We start from the raw sequence: 21,641 nt of genomic DNA on the forward strand, positions 1-21,641 counted from the left end.
GGACGAATCGGGGACGACCGCACGCCAGCGGAATCAGGGACGACCGCACGCCAGCGATCAGATAAAGGGGCACGATATTTCGGCACATCTCTTTCGGCGTTCCCACCAGAACTTCTAACGCGGCTGCTGTCCAAATTCAGATGAGAACGACTCGCGTCTCGACTACCCGACCCCCGCCCGACAGGACAGCCCGAACCGGTCAGACCGAACAGTTCGAACCTAACCGACAGCTCCTGGTCTCACAGACACCGACCAATGTATCCCGATCCAGCGTTCGTCCCAGTCGCATCGTGGCTCCTCGGCGACGCAGGCGCGTCGCTTTGTACTGCCCTCGCATCGACCATCGCCCCGGGCGTGCTAAGCGGCGATCCGGAACTTCTGAGCCGGATCCAGTTCGCCTGGACGATCACGATCCACATCGTCTTCGCGTCGCTTTCCGTCGGCCTCGCTCCTCTCATCGTTTACTTCACCTACAAGGACGTGAAGACTGGAAGCGACCGGTACGCCCAGTTGCGTGACTTCTGGGTGAAGGTGTTCGCACTCGGATTCGTCATGGGGACGGCAACCGGAATCCCGATGAGCTTTCAGTTCGGGACGAATTTTCCGATCTTCGCCGAGTTCGCCGGCGAATTGATTGGGGGACCGCTGGCGTTCGAAGCGAAGATGGCGTTTTTCCTCGAGGCCGTCTTCCTCGGGGTGCTGCTGTTCGGTCGCGAACGGGTGAGCGACCGGACGTACGTCGCCTCGTCGGTCCTCGTCGCGATCGGGGCGTGGCTGTCGGCGTTCTGGATCATCGTCGTCAACGCGTGGATGCAGACGCCCCAGGGATTCGATCTCGCCGGCGACGTCGCGACGATGACCGATCCAGTCGCCGCGATCGTCACGCCGCGGTTGGCGTGGATGTACGTCCACATGCAGCTGTCTGCGGTGATCGCCGTCGCGCTGCTGGTGGCCGGCGTCGGGGCGTACCTCCTGTGGAAACACGACGGCGACGACGCCTGGCGGACGGCGGTGACGATCGCGCTGGTGGTGCTCGTGATCTCGGCGCCCGTACAGGCGCTGCAGGGCGACGCCTACGCCAAACACGTCGAGGACACCCAGCCCGCGAAGTTCGCAGCCATGGAGGCCCACTACGAGACCGACGAGGGCGTGGCACTCCACGTGATCGCGTTCCCCAGGACGCTGGAGGGATTCACTGATCCGCGGGCGGAGAACCTCTATACGTTGAGCGTACCGATGTTGGTCTCGTATCTCCTGGAAGGTGACCCCGGTGCGGAGGTGATCGGGCTCAACGAGTTCGAACACACCCCACCGGTGGCGATCGTGTTCTGGTCGTTCCGCATCATGGTCGGGCTCGGGATGTGGTTCATCTTCCTGGGCCTGTGGGGTGCGTATCGACGGTATCAGGGCCGACTCTCCGAAAGCGATCGCCTCCTGAAAGCGTTGATGTTGTCGACGCCGCTGGGGTTCCTCGCGATGATCGCGGGGTGGTACACCACCGAAGTCGGACGCCAGCCGTGGATGGTGCAGGACGAACTGCTCGTGGGTGAAAGCGTCTCGCCGGTGTTGACTGGCGGGGAGGCAACGCTGTCCGTCGCGGCGTTCGTCGTCGTCTTCGGTGGCCTGTTCCTGATCGCTCTCTACGCGTTCGGTCGGCTGGTCGCGGCCGAGTCGCGACGCCTCTCTACGGCCGACACGAAGCACCCGACTGGACCTGAGCCAACCAGTCCGGGCTCCTCCGGTGCCGAAGGGGGAGATCAGTGATGACGGTTCCGCTGTTCCTCGCCGACGGCTATCTCGTGCCCTGGCTGCCGGAGTTCTGGTTCGGGGTCGTCGTCTTCACCCTCGCGATGTACGTGTTCCTCGACGGCTTCGACTTCGGGATCGGCATCGTCTACCCTCTGGCTCGCGACGAACGCGAACGGGAGACGCTACTGGCTGCGTTCGGGCCGGTCTGGAAGGCGAACGAGGTCTGGCTGGTCGGCTTCGGGACGATCCTTTTGGGAGCGTTCCCGCCGGTGTACGCCCGACTCCTGAGCGAACACTACCTGCTCGCGATCGCGATCGTCCTCGCGTTGCTGTTCCGGGGCGTTTCCGTAAAGCTCCGCGAGGAGCGCGACGACGAGGCATGGGTGCGTGCCTGCGACCGGGCGTTCGTCGCCGGGAGCGTGATCTCGCCGTTCCTGATCGGAACCCTCGTCGGCAGCTGGGTGTTCGCGTCCGGAACCGCGAGCGTCCCGGCCCTGGCGACGGGCGTCCTCCTGGTCGCGCTCTCGGCGACGACCGGAACAGCGTATCTGGGTGTGAAACTCCGTGGCGATCTGCGCGATCGGATGGCCGCATACGGCCGGCTCGTCGGCGCGATCTATCTCGGTGCCGTCGTCGTCGTGTTGGGCGTTCTGCTCGCGCTCGACGTTCGGGGTCTCCGGGGGATCGTTTTTACCCCCGGTGTGCTCGTCCCGGTCGTCGGGACGGTCGCGTTCGGGGTCGCGACGATCGGGTTGGCGAGTCGGCGGGCGTACCGGGGATTCCTCGCCGCGACCGCCGGGCTGTCGATCTCGCTCGTCGGACTCGTTGCAGCCCTGCTGTATCCGACGATCTACCCGGCTGCAGAGCTTACGGTCAGGGAAGCCGTCGTTTCCCCGATCCCCCTGAACCTGCTTACGGTGCTCGGACTCCCCGTTCTCCTGCTCGTCGTGGGATACTTCCTGTACCTCTATCGCGTGTTCGAAGGGCCCGTCGACGTCGGGGACGGCGAGGGAGGATACGGCGTCGGCGACGATTGACCCGACTCGTCGACGTCAGAGCCGAACTCGTCGACGTCGCTTCCGGGAGGACGGGACGTCCTTCGAAATCCTTTTACTGCTTTCGGGGAGAAATAGGGACAACTAACCATGGAAATCGACGTCATCTCCGAAGAGGAGAACCCAATGTTGCACCGGACCGACGTCCGCTTCGAGATCTCACACGACGACGCGACGCCCTCGCGACTGTCCGTGCGAGACTCGCTTGCGGCGAAACTCGACAAAGACTCCGCAGAAGTCATCGTCCACGAACTCGCCACCAAGTTCGGCATGCGCAAGACGGTCGGCTACGCGAAGGTGTACGACTCGCCCGAGATTGCAAAGGACGTCGAACAGGAATACATGCTCGACCGGAACAAGATCGGCGACGACGGCGAGCAGGCTGCCGAAGAGGCGTAACGCCGCCGGATGCTCGTTCTCGGTCTCGAGGGCACCGCCTGGTGTGCGAGCGCGGCGGTGTACCACACCGAGACGGACACCGTTTTACAGGAGTCGGACGCCTACGTCCCCGACAGCGGCGGTATCCATCCCCGCGAGGCGGCCGAACACGTCGCCGACGCGATTCCGACAGTGGTCGGCCGCGTGCTCGACCGGCTGGCGGAGCGCGAGTGGACCGCCGACGCGGGGTCCGGCGAGGGAACCGCACCGCCGATCGACGCCGTCGCGTTCTCCCGCGGGCCTGGGCTCGGCCCGTGTCTCCGCGCCGTCGGCACCGCGGCCCGAACCCTCGCCGGACGCTGGGACGTCCCGCTAGTCGGGGTCAACCACATGGTCGCCCACCTGGAAATCGGCCGGCATCAGTCGGGGTTCGATTCGCCGGTGTGTCTGAACGCCTCGGGAGCCAACGCTCACCTGCTGGGCTACCGCGACGGCCGGTATCGGGTGCTCGGCGAAACGATGGACACCGGCGTCGGCAACGCGATCGACAAGTTTACCCGGCACGTGGGATGGTCCCACCCGGGCGGACCGAAGGTCGAGCAAGCCGCAACGGACGGCTCCTACGTCGACCTCCCGTACGTTGTCAAGGGGATGGACTTCTCGTTTTCGGGCATCATGTCCGCCGCGAAGGCCGAATACGACGACGGAACGCCCGTCGAGGACGTCTGTTACTCCCTACAGGAAACCGTCTTCGCCATGCTAACGGAGGTTTCAGAGCGGGCGCTGTCGCTTACGGGCAGCGACGAACTCGTGTTGGGCGGCGGTGTCGGACAGAACGCCCGGCTTCGGGAGATGCTCGCAGAAATGTGTGACGCCCGGGGCGCGGGTTTTTCCGTCCCGGAACCGCGGTTCCTGCGGGACAACGCCGGGATGATCGCGGTGCTAGGGGCGAAGATGTACCGCGCCGGCGACACGATCCCGATCGCCGAGTCGTCGGTCGACCCCAACTTCCGGCCCGACCAGGTGCCGGTGACGTGGCGAAGTCGAGAAGAGAGCGTCGCCGTCGTTGATCCCGAAACGCGGCTTCGGGGCGCGGAGGCGATCGTCGAGATCGAGGGGGATCGCGTCGTAAAACGCCGGGTTGGGAAGTCCTACCGCCACCCGAAACTCGACGAGACGCTCCGGACGACTCGCACCAGGAGTGAGGCACGTCTCACAAGCGATGCGCGGCGGGTGGGCGTCCCCACGCCGCTCGTGTACGACGTCGACGTCCCGGAGGCGACGCTCACGCTCCAGTTCGTCGGCGACGCCGACCTCGCGGAACGGCTCGATCCCGAACGCTGTCGACAGGTCGGAGAGCACCTCGCGCGGCTCCACGGCGCCGGGTTCGTCCACGGCGACCCGACCCCACGGAACGTCCGCGTCGACGACGAGCGAACCTACCTCATCGACTTCGGGCTCGGCTACTACACGGATCACGTCGAGGACTACGCGATGGATCTCCACGTCTTCGAGGGCAGCGTCGCCGGCACCGCTTCCGACGCGTCTGTCCACCTGGAGGCGTTCGAGGGGGGCTACCTCGACGGCGGCGAACAGCGGGTGATCGACCGGCTCCGAACCGTCGAGGGTCGGGGACGATACCAGGTCGACGAGGAACCGTAGCTCCCTGTCCCGAGTTGGGTATCCGATCCGCGGTTTTGCTGTCGGTCACTCGAAGTATGGTCCGACGTAGCGAGGAACCCGACGCCGGAGGAGGGCGTACACGATTCCGACGAACAGCGCGCCCACGAGGAGTTCCCTGATCGGCGTGCCGTACAGGAGTAGCCCGGGGGCTGCAACCCCCGCAGACAGCGCCAGGTCTTCCGGGGAACCGTCGTATCTGATCCACCGCTTCGGCGTCAGCCATCGACCGGTGAGGTGGACGTAGACGCCTTCGGTCGATTTTCCCTCCCACGGCCGGAGCTCGTCTCCACCCCCAAACCAGTCGAGCACGGAGTGAACAGCCGCTGAGAGGAAGAAAAGCGCCGCAGAGACGGTCTCCGGACCGGGAACGATCGTTGCGACCCCGAGGGCCGGAACGGCGACGACCCAGTAGAGGACCGGAAAGTGGAGCGTTTTCCGGTGTTTTCCGGAGAACAGATCCAGGTCGGGAACGATCCCCCCGGCGATCCCGGCGAGCGCGCCGACGACCGCGAGCTCCGGTGCGACCGCGAGGAGCGGCAACGCGAGCGCCGCGCCGACGGCGACGTGGGTCGGGGCCATCACGGCCGAACAGAGCTCCCGGAGGGGCTGGTCGTCCCGCCCTCCTCGTCCGGTTCGAGCATCGGGGTGCCGTCGGCGTTCGGGCCGAGCGTCGGTCCGTGCGGCGGATCGTCGGGATCGATCGCGCGGCGCGCCCGGTAGTCGGTGGAGCGCTCGACGGGCGTCCGACCGACCGAGGAGATCAACTCGACGTAGTCGGCGACCGTCCGATACTGGCCGAACTCCCCACCAGCCCGTCGGGTGATCTCCTCCGAGAGGATCGTCCCCATGAAGTCGTTCGCTCCGCAGGACAGCGTTTTCAGTGCCTTCTCGTCGCCGTATTTCACCCACGACGTCTGGATGTTGTCGACGTTGTCGAGGAACAGCCTGGAGACGGCGATCAGGAGCTCGTCCTCGGCGTCGCTGGGGCCGCCCTCGACGATCCCCTGGCGGTACAGTTGGGTTCGCTCGTGGACGAACGACAGCGGGACGAACTCCGTGATCCCGCCCTTGCGGTCCTGGAACTCCCGGATCCGCTGGAGGTGGAGTGCGCGGTGCTTCTCGTTTTCCACGTGGCCGTACATCATCGTCGCCGTCACGTCGAGCCCGGCGTCGACGGCGCCCGCCATCGCGTCGAACCATCCCCGGGTGTCGATCTTTCCGGGACAGATGACCTCCCGGACCTCGTCGACGAGGATCTCCGCGGCGGTCCCCGGGACGGAATCGAGCCCCGCCTCCGAGAGGGTGTCGTACACCTCCCGGTACGACCAGTCGGTCCCACGCCGGGCGTGGGAGGCCTCCTCGGGCGTCATCGAGTGGACGTGGACGCCGTCGACGGACATCGCCCGGAGCTGTCCGACATACGTCCCGGGGTCGGTGTCGTACCGTTCGGGCGGTTTGTAGTTGACCTCGCGTGCGGGGTCGTCGAATCCCGAAAGGATCTCGCGGTGCGTTTCGTTCAGCGCGAACGCGGGGTGTAGCCCGGAGACGGAACACACCTCGTAGATCCCCCGGTCGACGGCGTCGGCGACGATCTCCCGGGATTCTGTGGGCGTCTTCGTGAAGCCGGGATGGTCGACGTCCGACCCCGTCTCGAAGGCGTGAGCGGTGTCCCTGAAGTTACAGAACAGGCAGTTCGTGTTGCAGGCGGTGGTGACGTTGTTGTTGAGGTTGGCGACGAACGTCACCTCCTCGCCGACGGTCTCCCGTCTGCGGGCGTCGGCCGCCTGGAGCACTTGTTCCTTGCGCGCCGAATCGATGCCGTCAACGTCGGTCCCTGTCGAGAGGAGTTCGACGGCGTCGTCGACGTCGAGTCGGTTCCCGTCTCTCGCTTTCGCGAGGGCGTTCTCGAACGACTGGTCGGTCTCGGGGACGTGTTCGAACGCGACGTTCCCCGCGGTCGACCGGCCGGCGTCCGAGCGAGTCATGGGACTGGATGATCGCCGGACAGATAAAAACGCGACGGCATCGGCCCCGGTATCGAACTACTCGGGTGCGATTCCGCCGTCGGTTCTCGTGAGCAGATACAGCACGAACGACGAGAGCCAGTGTGATCCGGCGTAATCATCGGTGAAGGCACCGTCGAGGCCGGCTTTTGTGTGTTCCCACGCGCTCTCCTCGAACAACGTCACGTACGGGTGATCTCCACTGGCCTCCAGTGTCGACGCGATCCCGGCCAGACACCACGCCTTCGAGACGTTCAGCCCGACCAGGTGGAGCGCAACTCCCTCGTCGGGATCGGAATCGACGCGAACCGGGTCGAGGATCGAATCGAACGGAGCCTCGGTCAGATCGGGGAAGAACTCCACCAGCCACGCCGCGAACGGATCTGGGTCGTACACCCGATACATCAGATCCGCCTCCGTGAGGGCGGGGGAGACGAAATCCCAGCCGAGCGGCTCGTATTCGACGGGATAGTCGCGATCGTCGCCGAAGAACTCCCGTGCGGTCTCTTCGGCCTCCGACTCCAGAGAGTCGTCTCCGATGACCCGCGCGTAATCGACGACGCCCGCGAGCGCGAACGCGGTGTTCCCGTGGGTTCCGACCCTGAAGGGACGGTCCTGTGTGAGAAACTCCGACCGGACGAGCTCCCGGATCGTCGCTTCCAGCGGTTCGAGTGCCGATCGCCACTCGTCTGCCGTCGGTTCGTCCCACAGCCGCAGCTCGGCGGCGAGCCGGAGGAGCCACGCCCAACCGTACGGCTTCTCGAAGGACGGGTTCTCCTCGAACGTCTCGACCTCCGTCCGAACGTTTTCCGGAGTGAGACGTCGATCGATCGTCTCGCGGATCTTCGACTCTCTTGGATGCTCCTCGAACAGCCGTAGCTGACGTATCAGCGCCCAGTGGCTGTGGACCGCCGAATGCCAGTCGTAACAGCCGAAAAACACCGGATGGTTCTCCCGGGGACGGACGACATCGTCCGGAGAGTCGACCGAGCGAACGTAGTGGGGAAACTCCGTCTCGACGGACTCCAGCGGGTGTTGGGAAAGCCGCTCGGCCAGCTCCGGCGTGATCCAGTCGCTTTTGCCTCGGACGATCTCGTCGTCGTCGACAGCGTCGAACGGATACATTGCCCCAGTGTTCCGTCCGTGACTGTAAGTATCCGACGAGGGTGTGGTACTACCACACGCGGTCGGTGATCCGGGCGTCTCCCGAACATATCCTTTTTAACGACACCTTCCATAACGCAGTCCATGGTTGACCCATTGGCGCTGGGACTCGCTACCACGATCGTCCTCGTGGTGGTCGTCTTGCACTTCGCGCGCGGGACCGAGTGGGAGTCGGCCGAAGACATCACCGATCAACTCCTCGAACGTCGAGCCCGGACCGTTCCCGAGACCGATTTCCCCGAGCCGATGAACCGCTCGATCGGCGGCGGTGCCTCGGCGGCGGCCGCCGGCGCTGTCGCCGGCGGCGAGGGGGCGGCCGGCGAAGCCGAACTCGAGGGCGAGGCCGCCGAGGAAACGAGCCCGAGTGAGATCCCCGACGACGAGGTCGAGTACTTCGACGTCGAGTTCCTCAAGGAGGGCAAGACAGTCGAGGTCGCGAACAACGAAACGCTGCTCGAGGCCGGCGAGGACGAGGGATGGGACATGCCGTACGCCTGCAGACAGGGACAGTGCGTCTCGTGTGCCGGCCGGATCGCGGACGGCCCGTCCGAAGAGTACGTCGTCCACGACAACCAGCAGATGCTCGAGGCGGCCGAACTGGAGGAGGGGTACACGCTCACGTGCGTGGCGTACCCCAGAGAGGAGTTCTCCCTGGAGACGAACGAGGCGCCCTGATCGATCGTCGCGTCGACTTCTCGACAGACGTCGTCGCCGTCAGTTGGCTCGATATCGTTTGTGTGCTTCGACGACGAGGATGACGACTGGCGCGATCACGAAGATGAGTAGCCACGTTTGCAGTCGGATCGGTTCGACCCCGAGGAGGAACTGGGTCGGACCGAAGTACAGCGCGCCGACGTGGATCGCGAGTGCGAGGGCCGTCCCGACCAGCAAAAGCGGGTTCGAAAACGGACTCTTCTCGAGGATCGACCGGGTTTCCGAGCGACATTCACCGACGAACATCGCCATCGAAACCACCATGGTCGTGAGGGCGGCCGACTGGGCGTATCCGAGCGTCGCTCCCCCCGAGAGCACCCACCAGAACACGCCGACGGCGAGAACCGCGAGTACGACACCCACCAGGATCGTTCGTTCCAGAAGTGTCTGCGACAACAGTCCTGCGTTTGGATCGTACGGCGGCCGGGTGAACTGCTCTGGCTCTCCGGGTTCGAACGCGAGCGCGACGTCCTGGATCCCGTTGTTGACCACGTTGAGCCACAGCGCCTGAGCGGGCAACAGCAGCAACGGGAACGCGCCGATCGGCTCCCTCGGGAGGAGGCCGCCGATCGCGAGCCCGAACGCCGCCAGGATCGCGAGCACCAGCCCGACGCCGGTCGCAAGCAGGAAACTCGTGGCCTTTCTGATGTTCGAAAACACAGTTCGTCCCTCCTCGACGGCGGCGTACACCGTCGCGAAGTTGTCGTCGGTGAGCACCATCTCGCTGGCCTCTTTGGCGACGTCGGTGCCGCTTATCCCCATCGCCGCGCCGATGTGAGCCGCCTTCAGTGCGGGCGCATCGTTGACGCCGTCTCCGGTTACCGCGACCGTTTCCCCCTCGGCCTGCAACAGCGTGACGACCCGGAGTTTCTGAGTCGGACTGATCCGCGCCAGGACTGCCGTCTCGCGCAGCCGTTCGGTCAACTCGGCGTCGGAAAGCTCCGCGAGCTCCGTGCCGGTGAGCACCGTGTCGGCGTCGAGACCCACTTCCCGGGCGATCGCGCGGGCGGTGTCGGCGTGATCGCCGGTGACCATCAGGACGCGGATCCCCGCCCGGTTGCACGACTCGATCGCCTCCCGCACGCCCGGCCGCGGTGGGTCGACCATTCCAACGAGGCCGAGAAACGACACCCCATCAGGGTCGCTGTCGCCCGTGACGTCGCCGTCGGCCCGAGCCATCGCCAGCACCCGGAGTCCGTCGTTCGCGAGTTCGGTCGCCGCCGTGAGGATCTCCGATTCGTCGAGCCGCGCATCCGCCGTCTCACCGTCGACGTACCGGTCGTCACACAGCTCGAGGATCCGTTCGGGGGCCCCCTTGAAGTACGTCCGGACGCCGTCGTCGAACCGGTGTGCGGCCGCGGCGTAGCGCCGGTCCGACTCGAACGGGAGCTGACCGACTTGCGGGTGAGAATCCAACAGCTCGCGACGGTCGAGACCGACCCGCAGACCGGCCGAAAGCAGCGCCGTCTCCGTCGGGTCGCCGACGGGCGTTGTGCCGTCGTCCGTCTCCTCGATCCGGGCCTCGTTGGCGAGTGTGCCGGCCAGCACCGTCTCCGCGAGGAGTCGCTCGTGATCGATGTCGACCCCCGTCCCGTCGCGGCTGAACGCAGGTGCCTCGCCGCCACCCTGTGGGTGTTTTCCCGAGCCGGACTCCAACAGGTAACTTCCCTCCGGGGTCCACACGCGCCGGACGGTCATTCGGTTTTGGGTGATGGTTCCCGTCTTGTCCGAGACGATGACGCTACAGGAGCCGAGCGTCTCGACTGCAGGAAGCCGTCGGATGATCGCGTTTCGGCCGGCCATCCGCCGTGCGCTGACGGCGAGTGCGACCGTCATGACGACGGGCAACCCCTCCGGGATCGCCGACACGGCGATCGCGACCGCAAGCAGGAACACGGCGCCGACGGCAATCCCCTGTTGGAGGCCGATCAGGAACACAAGGAGCCCGGCGGCGAGGACGGCGACGGCGATCGCGTTCCCGAACCGGTGCATCCGCTGTTGCAGGGGGGTGACCGCCCGTTCTGTGCGGCGCATCTCGCCGGCGATCCGTCCGATCTGGGTGTCCAGTCCGGTGGCGACGACCACCCCCGTGGCCCGGCCGGAGACCACCGACGTCCCCATGTACGCCAGATTCGTTCTGTCGGCCACGGTGGCCTCCGACTCGACCGGTTCGGTTCCCCTCGAGACCGGAACGGACTCGCCGGTCAACACCGAGTTGTCGATCCGGAGGTCGGTCGCCTCGAGCAATCGCACGTCCGCAGGCACCAGATCGCCCGACTCGAGGGTGACGATGTCGCCCGGGACCAGCTGTGCGCTGTCGATTTCCCGGAGGCGCCCGTCACGGAGCGTCGTTGCCTTCGGGGAGACGAGCTTCGAGAGCGCGGCCATGGCGTTCTCGGCCCGGTACTCCTGGGTGAATCCGATCGCGGCGTTTATTACGAGCACGGCTGCGATCACGACGGCGTCGGTGTAATGGTCGATCGCGACGGTAACGAGAAACGCGGCCACGAGCACGTAGATCAGGGGGCTTTTGAACTGGTGCAGGAAGATCCGCACGGGGCTCACGACGTCGGCAGTCTCGATCTCGTTGGGGCCGTGGGTCTCGAGTCGACGGTCGGCCGCCTCGCTTTCGAGCCCATCTCGATCAGTGTCCAGTTCCGCGAGCACCGCCTCGCGGTCGGCCGCGTGCCAGTCGACGTCCGCCATTACGATCGTCCGTGACGTCGACCGGAGTCATCAAAAAACGACCGCCGGGATGGATCATCACACGGGGATTGCTCTGACAGGTGCTCTGCCGTCACGTCGTGTCTCGCTTCCGTTGTCCGTGTCGTTTCCGGATCCGGACTGCGTCGATCGACCGGAGGAACGCGTGGACCGCAAGCACGGAACCGAACGCGATCGTTCCGAGCTTGCCCCCGGAGCCCCCGAGATACGGCGTCGTGTACACGACTGCGAGTCCCACGAACGCGCCGGCGAGACCGATCCACCCGAGATGAGGGATACGTCGAGGATCTGTCATCCCCGCAAAGGAGGCCGAAAAGACCGCGGCAGCCAGCAGATCGCCTGAGGAACCGAACAGGAAGGGCAGCCCAGCTCCACCCACAACACCGACCAGGCCGGAGGCGAGCACCGGCGTCACCGGCAGCTCCCGATGGAGCCAGAACGTCACTGTGGCCGCGACGGTGGCGAATCCGACACCGAGCACCAGCGTTTCGAGAGCCGGGAGCGGACCACTGAGAAACCTCCCCGAGGTGGCAGCAACGGTCGCCAGCACACCCACGAACGCGGTCGTCCCGAGCTTTCCCCCGATGCCGTGATACACCGGCTGGGCAGCCAGAAACACGGCACTTGCCACCGCTCCGGCGACCAGCGCGTGCCAGTACGTGGAAAAAAGGGCGGGTGAAGTCATTCCCACGAACGCTCCACAGTACACCGGGACCGCATAGCCAGGGAGCAGCACGGCGGCGACGACACCGACGACTGCGGCGGCGACGATCGGCGAGAGCCCCGGCTCGACGGCGAGCCCGAGTGTGACGACAGTTCCACCGAGGATGGCAAGGACGCTCCGCTCGGCACGAGCCAGGCCGACCGGAATCTGGTCGGCAACGGTTCCGAGGACGGTCCACTCGTATCGCGCGGCGGTGAGGATTCCCACCGTGGCAACGAACAGGAGCGCGCCGCCGATCGGTGAGCCGGCATCGACCACGGCGCCGGCGATGCCGAGTCCGAAAAGTACCGCTGCCACGATCGAAAGCACGCCTAGTCCGCAGATTCCGCCGAGCAAGGTCGCCTCGCGGAGCCGCCGTTCCGGATCGCTCACGCGTTCGGAAACGTCACGCACCGGGAAAAACTGTCTTGTCCCGTCCGGACGTGCGATCGATATGGAACTGGAGACCGTCCATATCGACCTCGACACGGAGACGCCGACGGTCGTGCTCCACGAGGAAGACGCCCTGGAACTGGGAATCCATCCGATGGATCGTGTCCAGCTCCGCCACGACGGTGGAACCGCCACCGGCGTCGTGAAGGTCACGACCGGGCTCGTCGCGATCGGGCAGATCGGCGTCACACATCCCCTCACCCATCTCCCGGAGCGTGTCGTCGTCCAGCCGGCGCCCCAGCCCCAGTCGTTGCGATACATCCGGCGCAAGCTCCAGGACGTCGAACTCGACCGCTCGGAGATCCGCACGATCGTCCAGGACCTCTACCACGATCGGCTCACCGACGTCGAACTGTCGGCGTACATCGCCGGCGTGTACGCCAACGGCATGTCATTGGGAGAGACGATCCACATGACCGAGTCGATGGCTGGCGTTGGAGATCGGATCGAGTGGGGGGAGCCGGTGGTCGCGGACAAACACAGCATCGGCGGCGTCCCGGGCAACCGCACGACCCCGATCGTCGTGGCGATCGTCGCCGCCGCAGGGGTGAAGATCCCGAAAACCTCTTCGCGGGGAATCACGTCGCCGGCGGGGACCGCCGACACGATGGAGGTGTTCTGCGACGTCGAACTGAACGCAGACGAGATCCGGCGGGTCGTCGGAGAGACGAACGGCTGTCTCGTCTGGGGTGGGGCGATCGAGCTGTCGCCCGTCGACGACCGCATCATCCGGGTCGAAACCCCACTGTCGCTCGACCCCGAGGGACAGGTGATCGCGTCGGTGCTCTCGAAGAAACGGAGCGCGGGCTCGAGCCACGTGGTGATCGACATCCCGTACGGTGAAGCCGCGAAGGTCACGAGCCACACCGAGGCACGGAAACTGGCCAGGGACTTCAAACGCGTCGGCGAGCGGCTCGACATGCGGATCCGGTGTGCGATCACCAGGGGCGACGGCCCGATCGGACGGGGGATCGGTCCCGCACACGAAGCACGGGACGTCCTCGAAGTACTCCAGGGGGCCGGCCCGCCGGATCTGCGATCGAAAGGCGTCCGGCTCGCCTCGATTCTTTTGGCCGAGTGTGACGTCGACGCCGACGCCGAAGAGATCCTCGAGTCGGGGCGAGCCCTCGAGACTTTTCGATCGATCGTCGGTGCCCAGGGCGGCGATCCGGACGTCTCGGTCGAGGACATCCGCGTCGGGAAACACACGCGGACGCTCACCGCCGGCCGCGACGGCGTGGTCGCCCACGTCGACAACTCGGTGGTGAGCGAACTCGCCAGGCGTGCCGGTGCGCCGAAGGACAGGGCGGCGGGGCTGCAGATGCACACCGGCGTGGGAAAGGACATTGCCTCCGGCGACCCGATGGTGACGATTTACGCGGACTCGGAGCCGAAACTCGAGGACGCGATCGCGCTCTCCGAACGGGCGGACGTGCTCAGAATACTACATCCCGAGGAAACGCTGATCGAACAGCTGTGAGGCGCCGGGTGGGGATCTCAGCTATCGGCCGGGGGCGTCCCCGGCGCTGCCGGGGGTCAGACCGCTTACGACCTCGCCGAGACGGTCGGTCCCGCCGTCGACGAACGACTGGATGGCGCCGAGGACGTCCCCGACGAAGTCGGGAACCGGCGCGGGGAGGTCAGCGGGCGGTCCCTGGGCGAGCACCGACGCGGCGTCGGCCGTGAACTGTGCGATCGTGAGCGGATCTAGTTCGATCATTGCAACTGTCCGTCCGAGCCAGGGAAACAAAAGGGGTGAAGACGCCGAACCCGAATCGCCCCCAATTTCCCCGAATTAAGCCCCGTTAACCGTCCGACTGCGGTGGATCGTGGGATACTCGGTTCAGATCGCCGCGAACCCGTCGAAGACGAGCCGAACGCCGATAACCGCGAGCAAACCGAGGACGATCCCGCGCCGCCGCGCTTCGCTCACTCGGTCGCGAAACCCGGCACCGATCCGAACACCCGCAACGGCGGGAACGACAGCACCGATGGATCCGGCGACGAACGCGAGATCCGGATACAGCCCGAGGGCCCCCGCGGCCGCGACCCTGACGCCGTTGAGGCCGAGAAACACCATCGCCACGACGCCCACGAACAGTCCATGGGAGAGGTCACAGCTGCGAACGTACGCCACCAGCTGGACGCCGACGTTGGTGGCGCCGAACAGCACGCCGGAGACTCCGCCGACGCCGGCCATCGCCGCCGGCGTCTCGACGAAACAGCCGTCCCGAACCCGACCCAATCCGGGGATGGTGATTCTCCGCTGTGCGGTCGCGACGAACCCGAGCGAGACGAGCCCCAGCCCCACCCGCAACGGCGCTTCCGGGAGCCGTTCGAGCAGGATCAGTCCGGCGATCGTGCCCAGCAATGCCGCGCCCAACAGCGGCCCGAACCGTCGGCCGCACGTCCGGAGCTGTTTTCCGGAGAGCTCCCCCACCAGCGAGAGGTTCACCGCAAAGATCGGCAGGATCATGAACACGACGGCCGCCGCCGGATCGACCATCGTCGCCAGCGCCATCGTCCCGACGACTGCGAAGCCGAACCCGGCGACGCCGTTTACCGCACCGGCGACGGCGGCCACCGCTGCGACGGCGAGGAGGAGTTCGGGGGTGAACGCGATCGACACGCCGGCTGTATTCCGGAGACCTAGTTAAGTGGTCGCCGGATTGGCGCCTCGGCGGCACGAACGTCCTGGCAGGGAACGTTTCGTGTAACCGGATTGCACAACCGCGCCACCGTCATCGTCCGTAGCCCCGTGTATTGTACTATGGTAACACGGTACAGGTCAAGACGCTCCATTCTCGCGGCCGTCGCCGGCACGAGTCTCCTCGCCGGCTGTACCAGTACTGCCCGGCCGGCGACCGGCGGGACGGGCCCGGGGAGTGACCGGGCAGAGGGCACTGGGAACGACGTTCCTGCCGACTTCGAGCCCGTTTACGTCGGCGACGATCCACCCGGTGGGGAACCGTCGAAGGCACCCCCGTTCGGCGATCGCGTGCTCCCTTTGCCCCTCTCGCCGGCGGAGTTGCGCAGTCGCGCCACCGACGGCGGCCCGCCGAAGGACGGGATCCCATCGATCGACGACCCCGAGTTTCTCGAGGTGGGAGACGCCGAAACGCCCGATGACGACGCGATTGTACTCGGGATGGTCGGCGACGACGAGGCGAAGGCGTATCCGCGACGGGTACTCGTCCAGCACGAGATCGTCAACGACACACTCGACGGGGTCCCGGTCGCCGTGACGTACTGCCCGCTCACCGGCACCGCGCTCGGGTTCGAACGCGGCGACACCGAGTTCGGCGTCTCCGGGATGTTGATCAACAACAATCTGATCATGTACGACCGGGAACTGGAGCGCTGGTGGCCACAGATCCCGGCGGTTTCGATTCCCGGCCCCTGGCACGACACGCCGGGTGGTGCGACGCTTCGCGAGTTCGACGTCGTCCGGACGAGGTGGGGTGCCTGGCGGGATCGGCATCCGGACACGGTCGTGCTCTCGGAGGCGACGGGCTTTGCCCGAAACTACGGCCGCGATCCGTACGGCGCGCGCGGCTACTACCAGAACGACAATACGATCTTCGGGAACCTCCACGAGAGCGATCGGTATCACTCGAAGCGGTGGGTGTACGGCATCCGGGCCGAGGAGGGGGCGACAGCGTTCCTGGCGGATTCGGTCCGCGAATCCGGCGTCGTCCACGGCGCTGTTGGAGACGTTCCACACGTCGCCGTCTACGACCCCGGACTGGACACGGCGATCGTCTACCGGAATCCGGACGGGGAGACGTTCGAATTCGACGGCGGGGCAGTTCGGGACGAAAACCGGGACGAGTATCCCCCTAACGATCTCCCCCTCCAGCCGGCGCTCTCGTTCGACGCGTTCTGGTTCGGGTGGTTCGCGTACTATCCCCAAACCGCCGTCTACGAGTGATCGAACCGATGAAGACCCTCCGACAGGCCGGCACTGCACTCCGGTTGACGTTTCGTAACCGGGGCGCCCGAGGCGTGATCGGTGTCACGACCGTCGCGTATCTCCTCGGATACCTCTACGCGATCGAAACACTCCAGGCGGGCGACGGTCGGTTCGGGGTCGTCGTCGCGAGCGAGCCGACCGTTCAGCTGTTCCGCCGGACGTTCGGGACGTTCACCTACGAGCCGGTGGCGCTGTTCCGGCTCGGTGTCGTCACCTACCAGTTCTCGCTCAACACCGTCCTCGGACTGGCGCTGGCCTCGCTGGTGGGGCTCAACCTGGGAGTGTCGTATCTCGCCTGGCGCCAGCCCGCCGCCTGCGGGATCGGCTCCCGATCGGCGGGCGCGCTCGCCGGGATCCCGGCGCTTCTGTCTGGGTCGGCGTGCTGTGCTCCCGTCGTCGTCATCCTGTTGGGCGTCCAGTTGACCGGCGGACTCCTGCTCGCGTTCGAACTCCTGGTTCCGATCGCAGTCCTACTGCTCGTGGGTACATTGCTGTTGATCGCCCGGCAGATCGATCCCGAACGCGCGGGGGCGGTGCACTAGCCGACGCCGAGCGATGCACGAAGCAGATAAACGGTCGGGTCGAAGCCGACACGCCTTTTTCATCGACGTACGATCGAACGGTATGGATCCGAAGCAGGAGCTGTCGAGCATCGACCTCGCAGCCCTCGTCACCGAACTGCACCGCTACGAGGGTGCGAAGGTCGACAAGGCGTATCTGTACGGCGACGATCTGCTCCGTCTGAAGCTTCGGGACTTCGATCGCGGGCGCGTCGAACTCCTCGCCGAGGTCGGCGACGTAAAGCGCGTACACGTCTCCGATCCCGAACGCGTTCCGGACGCGCCCGGTCGGCCGCCCAACTTCGCGAAGATGCTGCGCAACCGGATCGCCGGGGCGGATCTGACCGGGGTCAACCAGTACGAGTTCGACCGCATTCTCGTCTTCGAGTTCGAACGCGAGGATGCGGACACCACCCTCGTCGTAGAGCTGTTCGGCGAGGGCAACGTCGCCGTCCTCGACGAAAACGGCGAGGTGATCGGCTCGCTGGAGACGCTCCGGCTCAAATCCCGAACGGTCGCGCCGGGCGCCCAGTACGAGTTCCCGTCCTCCCGGCTCAACCCCCTGACGGTGGGCTTCGATCACTTTTCCCGACGGATGGACGAGTCCGACAGCGACGTGGTCCGCACGCTCGCGACACAGCTCAACCTCGGCGGCCTCTACGCCGAGGAGGTGTGCGCCCGGGCTGGGATCGAGAAGACGACGCCCATAACGGAGGCCGACGAACAGCTGTACCGGGCGGTGTACGACGCGCTGTCACAGCTCCGAGAGCGGCTGTCGTCCGGCGAGTTCGATCCACGGGTGTACCTCGAGGCAGCCGACGACGGAGACGGACGCGTCGTCGACGTGACGCCGTTCCCGCTCACGGAGCGGGAGTCACAGTCCCTACAAAGCGAGACGTACGACTCCTTCAACGCCGCCCTCGACAGCTACTTCCATCGGCTGGAACTCGCGGATGGAGACGAGGCCGACGCCGGCGACGAGGGTCCAAAACTCGAGGAAGAGATCGCCCGCAAGCGACGGATTATCGACCAGCAAGAGGGTGCGATCGAGGGGTTCGAGGAGGACGCGAATCGGGAGCGGCGGCGCGCGGAACTGCTGTATGAAAACTACGACCTCGTCGACGAGGTGCTCTCGACGGTCCAGTCTGCCCGCGAGGAGGGAGTTCCGTGGGAGACGATCGAAGAGAAGTTCTCGACGGGTGCCGACCGGGGGATTCCGGCGGCCGAGGCCGTCGTCGACGTCGACGGCAGCGAGGGAACCGTGACGCTCGAACTCGAAGGGGAGCGTGTCACCGTCGAGGCGGACGTCGGTGTCGAGCGCAACGCCGACCTGCTGTACCAGGAGGCAAAGCGGATCGAAGGGAAAAAGGAGGGCGCCCTCGAGGCGATCCAGGAGACGCGCGAGGAGCTCGAACGTCTCGAAGAGCGCAAAACGCGGCGCGAACGCGGGGAGCTGGAGGCCGACGATCGGGACGGACCCGACGGAGAGGAGGGTGACAAAGAGGATCGCTCTCCCGACTGGCTCGCGCGGTCGTCAATCCCGATCCGGGAGTCCGAGGAGTGGTACGAGCGGTTCCGGTGGTTCCACACCAGCGACGGGTTCCTCGTGATCGGTGGGCGAAACGCCGACCAGAACGAGGAGCTCGTCAAGAAATACATGGAGTCGAACGATCGCTTCTTCCACGCACAGGCCCATGGCGGTCCGGTGACGGTTCTCAAAGCGACCGGGCCGAGCGAACGCTCCCGGGAGGTCGAGTTCCCGGAGACGAGCCTCGAGGAGGCGGCACGGTTTGCAGTCTCCTACTCTTCGGTCTGGAAGGACGGCCGCGGTGCGGGGGACGCGTACGCGGTCTCGCCCGAACAGGTGTCGAAGACCCCCGAAAGCGGCGAGTACCTCGAAAAGGGCGGGTTCGTGATCCGGGGGGATCGGACGTACTACCGCGACGTGCCCGCCGAAATAGCGGTCGGCGTGCAGGTCGAACCGCAGTCGCGGGTGCTCGGCGGCCCGCCGAGCGCGATCGAACCCCGGACGGCAACGATCATCCGTCTCCGTCCGGGCAAATACGCGCAGAACGACGCCGCGATGCTGTGTTACCGGGAGTTCAAGGACCGGTTCACCGATCAATCGTTCGTCCGCAAGGTCGCCAGCGCCGACCGGATCCAGGAGTTCCTTCCACCCGGAGGAAGTCAACTCGAGATGTGAGTTCCGGCCGAAAACCCCGAGGTGACTTATATAGGTTAAATAAACAGCCTAATCGTTAATCCGAGAAGCCAGTATACTAGGTGACGAGGGAATTTCCGATGGTAACTGTCGAAGTCGATCAAGACCTGTGTATTGGCGATGAAATCTGTGCCTCGACCGTGCCGGACGTCTTCGAGATGGACGACATGGACGGGCTCGCGCACGTCGTCGACGGCATGGAGGAGCTCGACGAGGAATCGCTCATCGAGATGGCCCGGGAGGCCGAGCAGGCCTGTCCGGTCGACGCGATCACCGTCTCCGAGTAACGTCGCACGCTGAGGAAACGCGCTGATTCTGTGTCGGATTTTTTGTCCCCGCTCCGGCCTTCCCATCCTCTCGCGCTGTCTGTGTGAATGATTCACAGGCACCTGATTGTCAGTTCCGACCGGTCGACGGTGATCGCCTGATTCCGCGCGGTTCCGACAGCCCCGACCGGTCGACCCTTTTATACTCCGCCCCCGAAAGTGTACCGTATGCTCCGGGACGCGCTGGCGGTGCTTCCCCGTTCCGACGACGGGATCGGGACGGCGATCGTCGGCGGAGTGCTGCTGTTCCTGACCGTCGTCTTCGTTCCGCTGTGGCTCGGGTTGCTGGTCGTCACACCGCTTGCCGTTCTCCTGGCGCCGATCGCGCTCGCGCCGGCGCTTGTCCTGCGCGGCTACTACGTGCGGGTGATACAAAGCGGGCTCGCGGGGGACACGAGCGTTCCATCGTTCGTCGGGTGGGGCGGGCTCTATCGGGCCGGCGTCGCCAGCGTGCTGCTTTCGATCGTATTGCTCCTTCCGGCAGTTCTCCTCGTCGCGCTCGGCGCCGCGGCAGGTGCGGTCATCCAGCTCGGGCGGGTCGACCTCGGCGGGATGGCAGAACCCGTCTACGCGGTCTCGATCGGGTTCGTCGCCGTGCTCCTGATCGGCTACCTGCTCGCGTTCCTGTACGTCCGTCCGGCCGCGCTCGCCTGCTTTGCGGCTACCGGACGGCTCGCGGCCGGACTGTCGCCTCGGCGGAACCTCCGCGTGGCTTTCTCCGGCGGATTCGCCACGGGCTGGTTGGTCGCGATGTTCGTCACGCTGGCCGGGCTGGTCCTCGTCGGACCGTTCCTGGCCGTCCTCGTTGGGTTCCCGCTTTTGTTCGTCGTCCGGGTGGTCGCGCACAACCTGTACGGGCGTGGGGCGAGCGAGACGCTGGATTGTACGGCTGCAAGCGACGCGAGCGGGGAGCCGGTCGCCGTCGACGCGGCGGAGGAAGCCGATCCGGTCGCCGCAGAGACGCACGGGGAACTTCCCTCCGAACCGACCCCAGACGTCCAGGTGGGACGACGGGTTCCGCTCACTGCAAGCGACGTGCTCTCGCGTGCTGCGTCGCGGGAGGGTGAGTCGATTTCGGACGAGTCGTCCGACACAGCCGGGTCCCGGGCGGCGGGTGACGATTCCGGATCGTTCGAGTGGGCTGACGTCGACGAGGAGTGAAAAACCGATGCGGTTTTCGGGTCATTATTTAAATAGTCGGCTAAAGAACCAACAGGTATGTTCGGAGACGCGATTTCGTATCCACGGACGAACGACGACTGGCTCCCGACGATCGCGATCGGTGGGATCCTGTTGATTCTCCAGTTCCTGTTGATTCCGATCATCCTCGTGCAGGGTTATTACGTCCGCGTGCTCCGCGGCGTATCCAGTGGAGAATCGACGGCCCCGTCGTTCACGGACTGGGGCGACCTCTTCGTGGACGGGCTCAAACTCTTCGTCGTCGGGCTCGGCTACGGGCTGTTGATCGGGATCCCAGTGCTCGTGCTCTCGGCGATCGGTGGCGGCGCCGGCGCTGCCATCGGCGAAGGGGCTGGCGCGGTAATCGGGCTGATCGTGGGCCTGATCGCGCTCGGCTACGCGATCGTCGTCTCGTACGTCGTCCCCGCGGCGGTCACCAACTTCGCAGTCGAGGATTCGATCGGTGCTGCCTTCGAGTTCGGCACGCTCCGTGAGATCGTGACGACCGCCGAGTACGCCCGCGGGATCCTGTTCGGGGTTCTCGTCGCGATCGTGGGCGGGCTCGTCGGAAGCCTCCTCAGCTTCCTGCTCATCGGGATCTTCGTCCTGTTTTACGTCCAGATTGCCGTCTACTACTGCTTCGCCCAGGGGTACGCCGACGGACGGGACGCCGCTGGGCTTCCCCGTCCCGCCTAACGGAGAGTCGCCGTGAAGGGATCGAAACGGAAGGGTTGTTAGCCGGGGTATCGAATCCAG

The 21,641-nt window shown here is 65.8% G+C and carries 19 protein-coding genes; 12 read left to right on the forward strand and 7 right to left on the reverse strand.

Annotated elements, in window-relative coordinates:
* Positions 1–255: 255 nt before the first annotated feature.
* The 4 genes from RH858_RS00490 (at position 256) to RH858_RS00505 (ending at position 4,844) form a co-directional block, all read left to right on the forward strand.
* Complete coding sequence (locus RH858_RS00490; RefSeq protein WP_310560925.1) at positions 256–1,764, forward strand: cytochrome ubiquinol oxidase subunit I; 1,509 nt, start codon at positions 256–258, stop codon at positions 1,762–1,764.
* Entirely contained in the window at positions 1,764–2,786 is a 1,023-nt protein-coding gene (locus tag RH858_RS00495; protein ID WP_259533240.1) for a cytochrome d ubiquinol oxidase subunit II, read from the forward strand. Before RH858_RS00490 ends, RH858_RS00495 begins: the two co-directional genes overlap by 1 nt.
* Before the next feature lie 108 nt (positions 2,787–2,894).
* Positions 2,895–3,203, forward strand: coding sequence for a 30S ribosomal protein S24e (locus RH858_RS00500; protein WP_259533241.1), 309 nt, complete (start codon positions 2,895–2,897; stop codon positions 3,201–3,203).
* A 9-nt stretch (positions 3,204–3,212) separates the two neighbouring features.
* A complete protein-coding gene (locus tag RH858_RS00505) occupies positions 3,213–4,844 on the forward strand; it encodes a bifunctional N(6)-L-threonylcarbamoyladenine synthase/serine/threonine protein kinase (RefSeq protein ID WP_259533242.1) in 1,632 nt (543 codons plus the stop codon).
* 45 nt (positions 4,845–4,889) lie between these two features.
* Here the strand turns inward: RH858_RS00505 and RH858_RS00510 are convergent, their stop codons facing one another.
* The 3 genes from RH858_RS00510 to RH858_RS00520 are packed head-to-tail and all read right to left on the reverse strand — an operon-like array spanning position 4,890 to position 7,993.
* Positions 4,890–5,444: a metal-dependent hydrolase gene (locus RH858_RS00510; RefSeq protein ID WP_259533243.1), complete on the reverse strand. Its 555-nt coding sequence runs from the start codon at positions 5,442–5,444 to the stop codon at positions 4,890–4,892.
* Positions 5,444–6,850: a 7,8-didemethyl-8-hydroxy-5-deazariboflavin synthase subunit CofH gene (cofH, locus tag RH858_RS00515; RefSeq protein WP_259533244.1), complete on the reverse strand. Its 1,407-nt coding sequence runs from the start codon at positions 6,848–6,850 to the stop codon at positions 5,444–5,446. Before cofH ends, RH858_RS00510 begins: the two co-directional genes overlap by 1 nt.
* Before the next feature lie 57 nt (positions 6,851–6,907).
* On the reverse strand, positions 6,908–7,993 hold the full coding sequence (locus tag RH858_RS00520; RefSeq protein ID WP_259533245.1) for a DUF2891 domain-containing protein: 1,086 nt from the start codon (positions 7,991–7,993) through the stop codon (positions 6,908–6,910).
* A 123-nt stretch (positions 7,994–8,116) separates the two neighbouring features.
* Here RH858_RS00520 and RH858_RS00525 point away from each other — a divergent pair, with 123 nt between their 5' ends.
* Positions 8,117–8,707, forward strand: a complete 591-nt coding sequence (locus RH858_RS00525) for a (2Fe-2S)-binding protein (RefSeq protein ID WP_259533246.1) — start codon at positions 8,117–8,119, stop codon at positions 8,705–8,707.
* A 39-nt stretch (positions 8,708–8,746) separates the two neighbouring features.
* On the opposite strand, the gene RH858_RS00530 is transcribed toward RH858_RS00525, so the two are convergent.
* Positions 8,747–11,452, reverse strand: a complete 2,706-nt coding sequence (locus RH858_RS00530) for an HAD-IC family P-type ATPase (RefSeq protein ID WP_259533247.1) — start codon at positions 11,450–11,452, stop codon at positions 8,747–8,749.
* A 91-nt stretch (positions 11,453–11,543) separates the two neighbouring features.
* Positions 11,544–12,566: a hypothetical protein gene (locus RH858_RS00535; protein WP_259533248.1), complete on the reverse strand. Its 1,023-nt coding sequence runs from the start codon at positions 12,564–12,566 to the stop codon at positions 11,544–11,546.
* Between the two features lie 61 nt (positions 12,567–12,627).
* Between RH858_RS00535 and RH858_RS00540 the strand changes: the two genes are divergently transcribed.
* Positions 12,628–14,106, forward strand: a complete 1,479-nt coding sequence (locus RH858_RS00540) for an AMP phosphorylase (protein ID WP_259533249.1) — start codon at positions 12,628–12,630, stop codon at positions 14,104–14,106.
* A gap of 21 nt (positions 14,107–14,127) precedes the next feature.
* On the opposite strand, the gene RH858_RS00545 is transcribed toward RH858_RS00540, so the two are convergent.
* Positions 14,128–14,346, reverse strand: a complete 219-nt coding sequence (locus tag RH858_RS00545) for a hypothetical protein (protein WP_259533250.1) — start codon at positions 14,344–14,346, stop codon at positions 14,128–14,130.
* A 123-nt stretch (positions 14,347–14,469) separates the two neighbouring features.
* The gene (locus RH858_RS00550) at positions 14,470–15,255 is read right to left on the reverse strand and encodes a sulfite exporter TauE/SafE family protein (RefSeq protein ID WP_259533251.1); all 786 of its coding nucleotides are present in this window, start codon (positions 15,253–15,255) and stop codon (positions 14,470–14,472) included.
* A gap of 141 nt (positions 15,256–15,396) precedes the next feature.
* On the opposite strand from RH858_RS00550, the gene RH858_RS00555 reads away from it, so the two are divergent.
* From RH858_RS00555 to RH858_RS00580, 6 genes are all read left to right on the forward strand, one after another.
* On the forward strand, positions 15,397–16,557 hold the full coding sequence (locus RH858_RS00555; protein WP_259533252.1) for a DUF3179 domain-containing protein: 1,161 nt from the start codon (positions 15,397–15,399) through the stop codon (positions 16,555–16,557).
* Between the two features lie 8 nt (positions 16,558–16,565).
* Positions 16,566–17,141, forward strand: coding sequence for a hypothetical protein (locus tag RH858_RS00560; protein ID WP_259533253.1), 576 nt, complete (start codon positions 16,566–16,568; stop codon positions 17,139–17,141).
* Positions 17,142–17,223: 82 nt separating this feature from the next.
* On the forward strand, positions 17,224–19,362 hold the full coding sequence (gene rqcH / locus RH858_RS00565; RefSeq protein WP_310560926.1) for a ribosome rescue protein RqcH: 2,139 nt from the start codon (positions 17,224–17,226) through the stop codon (positions 19,360–19,362).
* Between the two features lie 98 nt (positions 19,363–19,460).
* Positions 19,461–19,667 carry a ferredoxin gene (locus RH858_RS00570; protein WP_259533255.1) on the forward strand — a complete coding sequence of 69 codons (207 nt, stop codon included), beginning with the start codon at positions 19,461–19,463 and terminating at the stop codon, positions 19,665–19,667.
* A 207-nt stretch (positions 19,668–19,874) separates the two neighbouring features.
* A complete protein-coding gene (locus RH858_RS00575; protein ID WP_259533256.1) occupies positions 19,875–20,867 on the forward strand; it encodes a DUF4013 domain-containing protein in 993 nt (330 codons plus the stop codon).
* 57 nt (positions 20,868–20,924) lie between these two features.
* The gene (locus RH858_RS00580; protein WP_310560927.1) at positions 20,925–21,581 is read left to right on the forward strand and encodes a DUF4013 domain-containing protein; all 657 of its coding nucleotides are present in this window, start codon (positions 20,925–20,927) and stop codon (positions 21,579–21,581) included.
* Positions 21,582–21,641: the final 60 nt, after the last annotated feature.

It is taken from the genome of Halalkaliarchaeum sp. AArc-GB, from assembly GCF_031432225.1.
In the GTDB taxonomy this organism is placed as follows: domain Archaea; phylum Halobacteriota; class Halobacteria; order Halobacteriales; family Haloferacaceae; genus Halalkaliarchaeum.